Source organism: Myroides sp. (assembly GCF_032073645.1).
GTDB lineage: Bacteria > Bacteroidota > Bacteroidia > Flavobacteriales > Flavobacteriaceae > Flavobacterium > Flavobacterium odoratimimum.
Genome location: NZ_DAMANB010000031.1, coordinates 23,776 through 36,910 on the forward strand (window position 1 = coordinate 23,776; position 13,135 = coordinate 36,910).

At 35.7% G+C, this 13,135-nt stretch carries 12 protein-coding genes and 2 pseudogenes; 10 read left to right on the plus strand and 4 right to left on the minus strand.

The window, feature by feature from the left end:
* Nucleotides 1–278: 278 nt before the first annotated feature.
* Entirely contained in the window at nt 279–1,118 is an 840-nt protein-coding gene (locus RT228_RS16885) for a DUF4349 domain-containing protein (protein WP_006257610.1), read from the plus strand.
* Nucleotides 1,119–1,282: 164 nt separating this feature from the next.
* Here RT228_RS16885 and RT228_RS16890 read toward each other — a convergent pair whose 3' ends face one another.
* The 4 genes from RT228_RS16890 to RT228_RS16905 all read right to left on the minus strand — a co-directional run bounded on the left by RT228_RS16890 (nt 1,283) and on the right by RT228_RS16905 (nt 4,831).
* Entirely contained in the window at nt 1,283–1,780 is a 498-nt protein-coding gene (locus tag RT228_RS16890) for an NUDIX domain-containing protein (protein ID WP_313138998.1), read from the minus strand.
* Between the two features lies 1 nt (nt 1,781).
* The gene (locus tag RT228_RS16895) at nt 1,782–2,408 is read right to left on the minus strand and encodes a chloramphenicol acetyltransferase (RefSeq protein WP_313139000.1); all 627 of its coding nucleotides are present in this window, start codon (nt 2,406–2,408) and stop codon (nt 1,782–1,784) included.
* Between the two features lie 96 nt (nt 2,409–2,504).
* A complete protein-coding gene (locus tag RT228_RS16900; protein WP_313139002.1) occupies nt 2,505–3,623 on the minus strand; it encodes a TlpA family protein disulfide reductase in 1,119 nt (372 codons plus the stop codon).
* A gap of 107 nt (nt 3,624–3,730) precedes the next feature.
* Nucleotides 3,731–4,831 carry a thioredoxin family protein gene (locus tag RT228_RS16905; protein ID WP_313139004.1) on the minus strand — a complete coding sequence of 367 codons (1,101 nt, stop codon included), beginning with the start codon at nt 4,829–4,831 and terminating at the stop codon, nt 3,731–3,733.
* Nucleotides 4,832–5,275: 444 nt separating this feature from the next.
* Between RT228_RS16905 and RT228_RS16910 the strand changes: the two genes are divergently transcribed.
* The 9 genes and pseudogenes from RT228_RS16910 to RT228_RS16950 all read left to right on the plus strand — a co-directional run bounded on the left by RT228_RS16910 (nt 5,276) and on the right by RT228_RS16950 (nt 13,031).
* Nucleotides 5,276–6,454 (plus strand): acyl-CoA dehydrogenase family protein, encoded by a 1,179-nt coding sequence (locus tag RT228_RS16910; RefSeq protein WP_006262638.1) that lies wholly within the window; start codon nt 5,276–5,278, stop codon nt 6,452–6,454.
* An 84-nt stretch (nt 6,455–6,538) separates the two neighbouring features.
* Nucleotides 6,539–7,309, plus strand: a complete 771-nt coding sequence (locus RT228_RS16915; RefSeq protein WP_006257618.1) for a DUF3050 domain-containing protein — start codon at nt 6,539–6,541, stop codon at nt 7,307–7,309.
* A 66-nt stretch (nt 7,310–7,375) separates the two neighbouring features.
* Nucleotides 7,376–8,092, plus strand: coding sequence for a 3-ketoacyl-ACP reductase (locus RT228_RS16920; RefSeq protein ID WP_006257619.1), 717 nt, complete (start codon nt 7,376–7,378; stop codon nt 8,090–8,092).
* 155 nt (nt 8,093–8,247) lie between these two features.
* Nucleotides 8,248–8,967 (plus strand): monofunctional biosynthetic peptidoglycan transglycosylase, encoded by a 720-nt coding sequence (gene mtgA / locus RT228_RS16925; RefSeq protein ID WP_313139008.1) that lies wholly within the window; start codon nt 8,248–8,250, stop codon nt 8,965–8,967.
* A 75-nt stretch (nt 8,968–9,042) separates the two neighbouring features.
* The gene (locus tag RT228_RS16930) at nt 9,043–9,519 is read left to right on the plus strand and encodes a hypothetical protein (RefSeq protein ID WP_313139010.1); all 477 of its coding nucleotides are present in this window, start codon (nt 9,043–9,045) and stop codon (nt 9,517–9,519) included.
* Nucleotides 9,520–9,695: 176 nt separating this feature from the next.
* Complete coding sequence (locus RT228_RS16935; RefSeq protein ID WP_006257622.1) at nt 9,696–10,169, plus strand: Dps family protein; 474 nt, start codon at nt 9,696–9,698, stop codon at nt 10,167–10,169.
* A 98-nt stretch (nt 10,170–10,267) separates the two neighbouring features.
* Nucleotides 10,268–10,858, plus strand: a complete 591-nt coding sequence (locus RT228_RS16940) for a DUF1684 domain-containing protein (RefSeq protein ID WP_313139012.1) — start codon at nt 10,268–10,270, stop codon at nt 10,856–10,858.
* A 70-nt stretch (nt 10,859–10,928) separates the two neighbouring features.
* Nucleotides 10,929–11,684, plus strand: a pseudogene (locus RT228_RS16945) (SDR family oxidoreductase).
* A gap of 365 nt (nt 11,685–12,049) precedes the next feature.
* A pseudogene (locus tag RT228_RS16950) lies at nt 12,050–13,031 on the plus strand (IS30 family transposase).
* Nucleotides 13,032–13,135 lie beyond the last annotated feature (104 nt).

Sequence of the window (13,135 nt, forward strand, 5' to 3'; positions counted from 1 at the left end):
AAAGGGTAACTGATACACTATCAATCACCCTCCAAAAGTACTTCTCTTATCAAATGCTCTTTTTAATACTGACTATTCTGACTATGAATGATATCATTTAATCACTTTTAGTAGCAGAAAGTGGGACACTGTAGCTAATAGGACAATATAAAACATTCTTAATTGTCCATTCCCAATTAAACTCCTCCCTATAATCAGTGATTTAAAACAATATTTTTAACCTCTAATAGGTTATATATTAAACCATCTATTACATTTGTTAATGTAAAACAATAACTATGAAAAAGACACTCAAACTATTAACCCTAATGTTATTCATAGCATTAGCCTCTTGCTCTAAATCAGCAGAATACGGAGAAATCTCTGCTGTTGCTTTAGAAGATATCAGCACAACAGATGCGGCTGCAGAAACTACTGCCGAAGCACCACAATCCACAGATTCTACTCAAGATATCACTGTACCTGAGCGTATGATAGTCAAAGAAGGGAATATACGTTTCGAAACTTCTAATGCACAAGAAACTCGAGCTAATATCGTAGCAAGTAGTAAAAAACTCAACGGATATCTATCACAAGACACATCAAATGTCTATGGCAATCGCACTGAACATACCATTGTGATTCGCGTACCAGCAAAGAACTTCGAAACCTTGTTAGAAGGAGTTACACAGACTGCCACTAAAGTAGACAGCAAAAATATCAATGCCTTAGATGTAACCGAAGAGTTCATCGATATAGAAGCGAGAATCAAGACGAAAAAAGAAATAGAAGAACGCTATAAAGAATTACTTAAACGCGCTAACACGATAGATGATATTCTAAGAATAGAAAGAGAACTAGGGGCTCTACGTGCGGATATTGAGTCATTCGAAGGACGACTAAAGTACCTAAAGAGTAGAATATCGCTAAGTACTCTTACGGTAACTTTCTATGAAAAAGGAGAATCAACAACAGGCTTTGGACACGAAATATCATCTGCCTTTGGTTCTGGATGGAGTAATCTATTATCATTCGTAATAGGGCTATTCTATATCTGGCCATTTATCCTAATCTCAATTGGATTAATCTTTATCATCAGACGTATCAGAAAACGCAGAAAACAGAATAAAATAAACTAATATAAAGCAAAAGCCCTACCATTATAGTAGGGCTTTTTATATTAATTGTGTATCTACCTGCTTTATGTGACACGCAAAATCTTGCGTCTCTACAGTAAAATCCTACTTATACCTAATGTCGCAGGTAAAAACCATAAACTATGAACCGTAAACCATACCTAATTCTAAATTCCTAATTCCTCATTAGAAATCTCCTCCTTCATCTCTAACAGATTCAAATCTCCATCGTATAGAGCATGGAATACAAAAGGCTTATTCTCTAAGATGTATTTATAAATAAACCTATCTGTCTTCGGAGTAGGTACATTTAGCAAGTCCTCATACGCTATCCACTCTAAAGTTCCCTCGTTACAGTCAGGAGGAGTGACAGCATCGATATCTGCTACATACACATAGCTTAACCAATTATACTTCACAGGAGAAGTCTCTGTCAGTATTCCGCAGAACTTCACCTTATCTACTCTTATCCCTGTCTCTTCAAATGTTTCACGGATCACCCCCTCTTCAGGAGTTTCGAAAGGTTCTATCTTACCTCCCACAGGAGTATACGTATCTTTATGGGGTTCTTTTAAACGCTTTAGAAGCATAAAGTTATTCCCATTTCTCAACACACACAGTGTTGCTATTCTTTTTATTCCTAACGGAACAGCAGTTGTACTCATCCTATTGTTCGTTTAATAATTCTTGAAAACGTTCTACGAATTGACTAACGTGATATCCATCCATCAGTGCATGGTGTCCATGTATAGATACTGCCATGCGCTTACGACCATTCTCCTCCATTACTTTTCCAAAAGAAATCTTAGGACAACTATCTGGGAAGTCAAAGTTACGTGCATGACTCATACTCGTAAAGTCTAGCCATGGTAAAGCTGAGATATGTAATACATTCTCACTATTCGACGCAGGTAATAATGAAGTCGACTGCTGTACACTCTCTATTTCTCTTTTTGCCTCTGCGAAGAAAGTCTGCTTATCAGCGTAATAATTCATATACGCAAACCCAAAAGTTCCATTAGGTCTATTGATGGTAGGTGATGCGTGCACCTCATCGTACAGATATACCTCATTATCCACTATTCTATATCTAAACGCCTCTACCTCATTAGCCGCTCTAAGTGCATCGTGCAGATAAGTAAGAAAGAAAGAATCCTCATTCGCTTTAGCTCTATTATACACCGTAGTACAATCTACTTGTACTGTAATACCAAAGAAAGGTTCTGTAAACTGTTTAAAAAAAGCATATTGCTCCCCTCTCTCCCATTGGGTAGTATCAATCTTAGTTCTCATTTTGTTGTGTTGTTTTATTCACAGCGAAAATATACGTAATCTTCTTGATGGTAAAAGACTTTTGTCCTAGACTAATATATGTAGCATCGTTTACTATTATTTCATCAACTCTTTCAACTGCTCTTCAAAATCCTTTCCTTGCATTCCTATAAAATCTTTTACTAACTTTCCTTTAGTGTCAAAGAGCATATAATGTGGTGTCCCATTCTGTCTATACATACCGAGATTAGGCTCTAAACGTCCTCCAGTATTCCAAATTAAGTTTCCTCTATCCTTCTTTAATGTGTAATAATCATGAAGACCTTCTATATCATGGTCTACATAATAGGTAACGTATGTCAACTGATCTTTTAATTCTTCTGCTATTTGAGCTGTTTTAGGAGCTGCCTCTTGACAATATCCACAATGCAATGTAGAAAAGTCTAACAACACGTATTTACCCTTAAAGTAATCGCTAAATCTCACTTGCTTTTGATTGATATCTTTAGCTATAAAATCATAATACTTATCTCCTTCTTCTAGTGTATTACTATCTGCTATAGAGTAGACAAATCGAACTTCTTCAGTATTCTTATACTTCGGATCTATTAAAGGTGCTATCTCTCTAATCTCTTCAGGAGTAAACTGACTCAAACAATACCTCAATGAATAACGCCCATAATCTGTATTGATGTTATCCTTTATAAAGTCAGCTGACTTCTGCTCTATTTCCCTCATGATTTTCGTTATCTTTCCTAGAGGTTCTACATTATTCATATACATTTTATACACGCTGTCACGGATAGCTCCCTCTTCTATCATAGTACGAGCTTCAGCACTTAGGATCTCTATCTTATCATTTAACTCTTTTGTCAATAAATGCTCTTGATATCTTAGCTCATCATATTTAGAATTCTCTGCTTTTATATTATTAGGAAAGTCATCTATAGAGCCATTAAGTACAATAGCTTCATTACCTACAAAAAAAGTAGTATATTTCTGTTTACCTTCGTGTTCTATCGTCATAAAGACTAATGTAGGTACATCTGTCAACTCCATTTCTATATCTAGTACTCCATCTTTTAATTGAAAGACAACCTTCTTAAAATTATTTTCTAATGTAAGCTTAGCTTCATTAGGTATTCCTGTAATCTTACCTGTTATGTGTAGTTTGTCTTGCGCCATTATTCCTATAGAAAAGAATAATGTGATTAACATCATTAGTTTATTAGTCATTGTTTAAATAATTAGGTTGGTAAATACAGATAGATACTATTGCCTCTTTTTTATTATTACTGTCTTAAGATGTCAATAATAACAAATTCTACACAATAAGATTAATCTTACTTCTCTATCTCTTCTAGTATAATCGACTTAAGGTCTGCCTTAGATCCATTAACTTCTTTTATAAACTTCCCATCAGGGCTAAATAATAAATAAGATGGAGTGCTCATATTTCGGTACATAGCCATCATAGGGTGAAGATCTCCTTCTTTATTCCAAATTATGTTTCCTTTCTTTCCTTTTAGCTCATAATACTCTTCAGCTTCTTTCAGATTATCACCTGTGTGATAAGTCACATACATTACTTTATCCTTTAGCTCTTCAGCTATCAAAGCAGTCTTAGGAGCCGCCATATAACAATATCCACAGTTAACATGTGAGAAATCAAGCAATACATACTTTTCTTTAAAGAAGTCACTAAACTTAACTACCTTACTTTTCAAATCTAATGCGGTAAAGTCATAATATATATCTCCTACTTCTAATTGTTTAGAATCACATAAAGTCTTTAAAAACTTAATCTCACTTCTATCCATATTTATAGGATCCACTAAGCTATACAAAGTCTTAAACTGTTCTTCTGTAAATTGATCTACATAAAACCTAATTAAATGTCTACCATAATCAGTATTAATATTTTTCTTAAGAAACTCATACTGACGCCCAGCATTTTCTTTTCTAATAGCATCTAATTCATCTTTATACTTAGCGTATACAACTTCAGGTTTAGCCCCCTCTCCGATTTCCTTTTCTATAATCTCGTCAATATCATTGCGCTTCTTATCAAGATCTTTACTTAATGAATAGTTCTCATATCTCAATCCATCATACTTCGAATTTTTAGCAACTACCTCATTAGGAAAATCATCAATAGAAGCATCGATAGTCACAGATTCGTTACCTAAGAAAAAAGAAGTGTACTTAATATCTTTGTCATAATACACTATTATAAATACAGAAGCAGGTGCTTCTTTTAGATCAACCTCTACATCTATCACACCATCCTTTAGATAGAACTCCTTTTCTTTCTCTCCTCCTGAGATACTAAGTTTAGTCTTATTATCTATCCCCGTAATCTTACCTGTTACGTGTAGTTTATCTTGAGCCATTATTCCTATAGAGAAGAATAATGCGATTAACATCATTAATTTATTAGTCATAGCTTACTATTTAATCTCTACAAGATAGGTAATTCAACTTATACAGAACAATATTATTCAAAGAATAACCTTCTCCCTCTTTATGATTTCAAATATCCCCTGCCCTCTTATGGAGATAATGACCTCATTAGCTCTTTTTGCACAGATATGCACTTTCTTATTGCACATAGACATCTATGATTCAAAACTTTAAGCTTATTCCATTTATTTTTATTCGGAAGCTATTCGGTAATACCCAGTATTTACTTGGGATAAGAGGTAGTTTACCGAACTGTATTCAGGTTGTACCCAAACCATCTACTATAAATTAAGATAGAAATAAAGCATTATTTGTATAAAAATGATACTTATTTGAATTTTTATATTCTCTTTTAGAGGTAAAAATTGGTCAATTCGAAATAATGTCTATTTTTGTTATACAACCACAAAAAACGATATTGATATATGAGACCAGATTTATTTCAGGCACCTGATTATTACTTATTAGACGACTTGTTAAGTGATGAACACAAGTTAATTAGAGATACAGCGAGAGCATGGGTGAAGAAAGAAGTTTCTCCTATTATAGAAGACTTCGCTCAACGTGCAGAATTTCCAAAACAATTAATACCAGGGTTAGCCGAGATAGGTGGATTCGGTCCTTATATCCCTACAGAATACGGAGGAGCAGGATTAGACCAAATTTCGTATGGACTAATCATGCAGGAGATCGAGAGAGGAGATTCTGGTATTCGTTCTACCTCATCAGTACAGTCTTCACTAGTGATGTACCCTATCTGGAAGTACGGTAATGAGGAGCAACGCATGAAGTACCTACCTAAGCTAGCGACGGGAGAGTATATCGGATGCTTCGGATTGACAGAGCCTGATCACGGTTCTAACCCTGGTGGGATGTTGACTAACTTTAAAGATATGGGAGACCACTACCTACTAAATGGGGCTAAAATGTGGATCTCTAATGCTCCATTCGCAGACATCGCTGTAGTATGGGCTAAGAATGAAGAAGGGCGTATACACGGGCTGATCGTAGAGCGTGGTATGGAAGGCTTCACTACTCCAGAGACACATAATAAGTGGTCACTGAGAGCTTCGGCTACAGGTGAGTTAATATTCGACAATGTCAAAGTACCTAAAGCTAACTTATTGCCAAACAAATCAGGACTAGGAGCGCCTCTAGGATGTTTAGATTCTGCTAGATATGGTATCGCATGGGGAGCTATCGGAGCCGCTATGGACTGCTATGACACAGCACTTCGCTACTCGAAAGAGCGCATACAGTTCGACAAACCTATCGGTGCGACTCAGTTACAACAAAAGAAATTAGCAGAGATGATCACAGAGATCACTAAAGCACAGCTATTAACCTGGAGATTAGGCGTACTGAGAGACGAAGGAAGAGCTACTTCTGCACAGATCTCTATGGCTAAACGAAACAATGTGGCTATGGCATTAGACATCGCACGTGATGCGCGTCAGATGTTGGGTGGTATGGGTATCACAGGAGAGTACTCTATCATGCGTCACATGATGAACTTAGAATCTGTAGTGACCTATGAGGGGACACATGATATCCACTTGTTAATAACAGGTATGGATGTGACAGGATTCCCTGCATTTAAGTAGTAAATCAAGTAATAGATAAACTTTATACAAAGAGCTTCGCCTTTCGGTGAAGCTTTTTTACTTTTGTACTAAATTTTAGAAGATATGACTATTCAAGAAATCAATGCACAGATAGCTGAAGAAAGAAATGCGTTACTTCAACACCCTCTTTATAATAAAATAAAGACTATCCCTCACTTATGTACATTTATGGAAGGGCATGTATATGCGGTATGGGATTTTATGTCGTTACTTAAGGCATTACAACAACAATTGACTTGTACTACGACTCCTTGGTTTGCCTCAGAGTTTCCACAGACACGCTATTTGATCAATGAGATTGTACTAGCAGAAGAGTCAGACCTAGCCTATGATGGGCAACGCCTGAGCCACTTCGAGATGTACTTAGATGCGATGATAACGGCTAAAGCAGATACTACTGCTATCGAAGCACTTATCCGCACTCTTAAGTCTGGTACACCTATCTTCGAAGCGATAGCACAGACAGACTTAGATGAAGGGGTAAAAGAGTTTTTAAACTTTACATTCAAGACTATCGAAGGAGGTAAAGCACATGAGATCGCAGCAGCCTTCACATTTGGTCGAGAAGATTTGATACCTGATATGTTTACCGAAATCTTAAAAGGTTTTCAACAAAACTTCCCTGAAACAGACTTGACAAAACTAGTGTATTACTTCGAACGTCATATCGAACTAGATGGAGATGAGCATGGTCCGATGGCGATGAAGATGATCTCTGAGCTATGTGGAGATGATCAACAGAAATGGCAAGATGTCATCGCAATCTCTAAACAGGCACTAATAAAACGTTATAACTTGTGGAATTCTATCGAAAAATTTATAAAAACCAAGTAAGTTTAACGTTTACAAAACACTAATTTCTCATTAATTTACATATATTTACACAAAAGCATTAAAAACATGAAATTGAAAGGTAAAAACGCAATTATCACCGGAGGTGGAAGAGGATTAGGTAAAGCTACTGCTATTGCTTTCGCTCAAGAAGGGATAAACGTTGCTATTACTGGTAGAAACGAGAAAACATTACAAGCAACTGTTACAGAGTTAGAAGCATTAGGAGTGAAAGCTACTTATGCCGTATTCGATGTGACTGATAAAGCAAAAGTAAAAGCTGAAATAGCTAAATTAATAGAAACATTAGGAGGAGTAGATATATTAGTGAACAATGCTGGTATATCAGAATTCGGAAAATTCACAGATATGTCTGCTGAGCGTTGGGAAGAGATCTTACTTACTAACGTGATGGGAGTGTATAATGTGACTAGAGAAGTACTACCTCACTTAATAGATCAGAATGAAGGAGATATCTTCAACGTAGCTTCTACAGCTGGTCTTAACGGAAATGCAACTACGTCTGCATACTCTGCGTCTAAATTTGCAGTGATCGGGATGTCTGAATCACTAATGAAGGAAGTGCGCAAAAACAACATTAGAGTATGTACACTAACGCCAAGTACTATCGCATCAGATATGTCTATAGAATTAGGACTTACAGATGGTAACCCTGATCATATCTTACAGCCAGAGGACTTCGCAGAGCTTATCGTAGCTACATTGAGATTACCAAGAAGAGCCATGGTTAAAACAGCATCGCTGTGGACAACTAATCCTCAATAAAATAGAAGGAGAGGTTTGACTCCTATTCTTTCTTATTACTTATTATGATTACAACCTAAACTCGCTATTTTGGCGAGTTTTTTATTGTATTATTTTTTTATTTAGCAACCGTTTTTTTATTTACTTTTGCGCCGATTTATATTCATTCTTTCGTCATGATACGAAAAATAACACGCTTCTTTTTAAAGCTAGCACTTCTCTTTTTTGGACTGAGTATTTTCTCAGTACTAGTCTTTCGTTTTGTCCCTGTACCTTATACCCCACTGATGTTTATCAGACTGTATGAACAGGTCAAAGACGGCAAACCAATGACACTACAACATAAATGGGTACCTCTAGACGACATCAATGTCAATCTACAAAAGGCAGTGATCGCTAGTGAGGATGGATACTTCTTGACGCATAATGGTTTTGATTTTAAAGCCATAGAGAAAGCAATGAAGAACAATGAAAAAGGCAAAAAGATCAAAGGCGGTAGCACCATCTCACAACAGACTGCTAAGAATGTGTTCTTATGGCCAGGGCGTAGTTATATCCGCAAAGGCTTTGAAGCGTACTTCACTGTACTGATAGAGTTCTTATGGCCTAAGGAGAGAATCCTAGAAGTCTATCTAAATAGTATAGAGATGGGTGATGGTGTCTATGGAGCACAGGCTGCGGCAAAGCATTGGTATAATAAAGATGCTAAGAGCTTAACTGCTAATCAAGCAGCAGGTATTGCGGTCATCCTACCGAGTCCGAGACGATATAAAGCCAATAACTCTGGACCATATATCGCGAAAAGAAAGAATACAATCACACGTTATGTGAACAACTTCGGTCCTCTCGATTTTAATAAGAAAGGAGCTAATAAAACAGAGAATAAGAAGAAGTAATCCTATTTTAACTATTTAAACTACAGTATTAACATAGTTTTTTTATAACTTTGTTAGGAACTAAAATAAATTCCTATGAAAAAAGTATTGTTATCATTCGCAGTAGTTGGATTATTATTCGCTACTTCATGTAAAGACACAAAAGCTGAAGAAACAACTCCAGCTGTAGAAAACACAGAAGCTACAATAGAAGAATCAGCTGCTGTATCAGAATTTGAAAAAGCTAAAACTGAAGCTGAAACAAAATTAGCTGATGCTAAGAAAGCAGTAGAAGAAGCTGTTAAAAAAGGAGACAAAAAAGCTCAAGAAGAAGCTAACAAAGCTTTAGAAGCTGCACAAAAAACTTGGGATGACGCTAAAGCTAAATTCGAAGAAGTAAGCAAAAAAGCTGGTGATGCAGTAGAAAACGCTAAAGATGCTACTGAAGAGAAAGCAGAAGAAGTAAAAGAAGCTACTGAGAAAAAAGTAGAAGAAGTAAAAGAAGCTACTGAAAAGAAAGCTGATGAAGTAAAAGGTGCGATGAAAGACGCAGCTGACAAACTAAAAAAATAGTATTTATAGAATACGGAAAGGAGCTCATGACGAGCTCCTTTTTTTGTTTACTCTTATAAGGACACTATAAATTTTATAGATATTTTTAATATCTTCATAAATATAAACAATTACGTATCAATGACATTGCCTAATATATTTCGTACATTTACATAGTAATAAAAAATCAAAACACTATGAAAACAAATATCGGTCTTACAGACAACGCACGTCAATTCAATGCAGAAGTACTATCTAAATTATTAGCAGATGAGTTTATCCTTTACACTAAAGCGAGAAATGCTCATTATAACGTAACGGGGGTGGACTTCCATTCTAAACACGTATACTTCGAAGAACTATATACAGAACTAGCAGTGAATGTAGATGCTGTAGCAGAACGTATTAAAACTCTAGGACACTATGCTCCTTCTTCTTTAAAAGATTACTTAAAACTAACTCACTTAACAGAAGAGAGAAAAACTACAGATACAGATAGTAAGTCTTGGATAGCTGAGTTATTAATAGACTATGAGGTAATCGTATCCTTCATCAGACAGAATATAGATGCTATCGAAGAGTCTAATGATAAGAGTACTGCTGACTTCTTAATCGGCTTAATGGAAGCGCATGAGAAAACAGCTTGGATGCTACGTTCTCACTTAGGATAATCAGTGAAACAACATTATATCAAGGTTTGCCTTTTTTGGGCAAACCTTTTTTGTTACTTTTACCTCAAACAACAATAACCAATATGAAAAAGCTATTTATGTTGGGAGCAGTATTATCCCTACTAATTTCTTGTTCTCAGCCTAAAACAGATATAGAAAGAGCAGAGGTATTCCAAAAAGAACTCAACAAGGAGTTTAGCGACTCTAAAACATCTCCTTTACCTAAGGATGCCCTAAAGAAGTTTAAAGGACTTGATTTCTTCCCTATAACAGAAGATTATGTTGTAGAAGCTAAACTAGTTCGCACACCAGACGAAAAGCCTTTTACGATGCCTACAACGACTTCGAATAAGCTGAATTATGTCAAATACGGAGAACTACACTTTACATTAGATAAAAAAGAACATAAAGTAGATGTCTTTCAGGATCTAGATATCCTAAAGAAAGAAGACTATGCTAATCATCTATTCTTACCCTTTACAGATCTTACTTCTGGAGTGACTACTTATGGTGGAGGTAGATATATAGATTTAGAGATACCAGAAGGAGACCTTATCACTCTAAACTTTAATCAGGCTTATAATCCATTTTGTGTGTATAACCCTAAATACTCATGCCCTATACCACCTGAACAAAACTTCATAGAAGTAGAAATAAATGCTGGTGTAAAAAATTATAAATACGAATAAGCAGAGTAGCAAGAAACGGATTGTGAGTGAGTAAGAGTCAATATACTTTTGGGTTTCTAAATACAGTAAAATGAAACTAAAAGGTAAAATAGCGCTTATCACTGGTGGAACTAGTGGTATCGGTAAAGCAACGGCACTCTTATTTATTCAACACGGTGCGCAGGTCATCATCACAGGTAGAAATAAACATACTGTAGACAGTACAGTGGCATAACTAGGTCATCAGGCTATAGGCATCGTCTCTGACGCTGGTAATATGGTAGACCTGATGCGTCTAAACGAAGAGTTACGTCACTATACTTCTCGTTTAGATATCGTATTTGCTAATGCTGGTTTTGGTAAATATGCTCCACTAGAGCTGATAGATGAGACGCACTATGAAGAGATGTTCAATACTATCGTTAAGGGAACTCTATTCACTGTACAGCAGGTCTTATCTCTTATGTCTAGTGATAGCGCTATTGTGCTAAACACTTCTATTGTCACTGAAGTAGGGATGCAAAACTCTAGTGTCTATTCTGCTGCTAAGGCAGCTGTACAATCGTTCACTAAGACCTTTGCCTCAGAATTAATCAGTAGAGGAATACGCGTTAATGCTGTATCTCCAGGTCCTATCCAAACGAACTACTTCGACCGATCAAACTTATCCAAAGAACAGGTCGAATCTTTCACGACTTCCTTTGCACCACAGGTGCCTATACAGCGCTTCGGTCAAGCGTCTGAAGTAGCAGAAGCAGTCATGTTCTTAGCTTCTGATGCCGCTTCATTCATTGTAGGTACAGAGCTAAGTGTAGACGGAGGCTTTCCGAAGATAAAAACATCATAAAGAAAAAGGCGATAAATTAAAAAGGCGAGTCAAAATATTGACTCGCCTCTATTTTATTTAAAAACTGTTGTTTCCTATTTCTGTTTCTTGATACCCATATTGTATAATGTAAATGCTTGTAAGTCTCATTCACTTGTATTGAAAAAGTTGCATCAATTTGTCCAACTTTTTAAAGTCAGTCCAAAGACTTTTTTGCACTTTTATTTCTTTAAAGTGAAAGTACTTATATAGACTTCTTAGATTCAACAAATAAATGCAACAGCATTTAAAAGAACAGCGGGGAACATTTGCCCCATGGGGCAAATGTTCCCCGCTGTTGGCGAAAAAAAAACATCTACTTTTGAAGTTCCTACACAATCAAAAAGATGTCACATTTAACGTTAGAACAAAGATACAAAAATAGAAGCATATAAAAATTTAGGTAGATCACTTAGTGAAATAGGTGATTATATAGGCAAAGACAGATCAGTTGTTAGCAGAGAGCTTAAACGTAATTCAGATGGTAGAAACGGTGTTTATAAAGCCGATCTTGCTCAAAAAAAGACAACACTTCGTCATAAAGAAAAACCTAAGCATAAACGCTTAAATAAAAGTGTCAAAGCAACCATTTTGTCGCTGCTCAATAAAGATTATAGCCCTGAACAAATAGTAGGAAGATGTAAAATAGAGAAGATAGAAATGGTTTCAGTAGAATGTATTTATCAGTTTATTTGGAAGGATAAAAAGCAAGGAGGAAAGCTTTATAAGCATCTACGAAATAAAGGGAAAAAATATCGTAAAAGAGGAAGCAATAAAGATAGTAGAGGGGTAATATCGAACAGATTAGATATAGATGAAAGACCTGGTATTGTTGACAAAAAAGAAAGAATAGGAGACTTAGAAATTGATTTGATAATAGGAAAAAATCATAATGGAGCCTTATTAACTATTAACGATAGAGCCACAGGGATTTTACTAATGGGGAAGGTTGAATCTAAACAAGCTCATGCGATAGAGGCTAAAACAATAGAGCTATTAAAGGATTACAAACCTCTTCTACATACAATCACTTCTGATAATGGAAAAGAGTTTGCAAACCATCAAAATATAGCTAATGCGTTACAGATTGCCTATTATTTTGCAAAACCTTATCACAGTTGGGAAAGAGGCGCTAATGAAAATTTAAATGGTTTAGTCAGACAATATTTCCCGAAAATCAGTAACTTCGATTTAATTACACAACAACAAATAGATAGAGTTGTAAATATTTTAAACAATAGACCAAGAAAGAGATTTGGTTTTAAATCGCCTAATGAAGTTTTTGCAGATAAATTAGACAAAATAGCAACTGTTGCATTTATAACTTGAATTCACGCTTTGTAAAAAACAAGAAAAAAATTAATGAGATAATTGAACAAAATGGGAGTGTAACACAAACTGTGTCAGTCTCCATTTCCTAGCTTTTGGGCTTA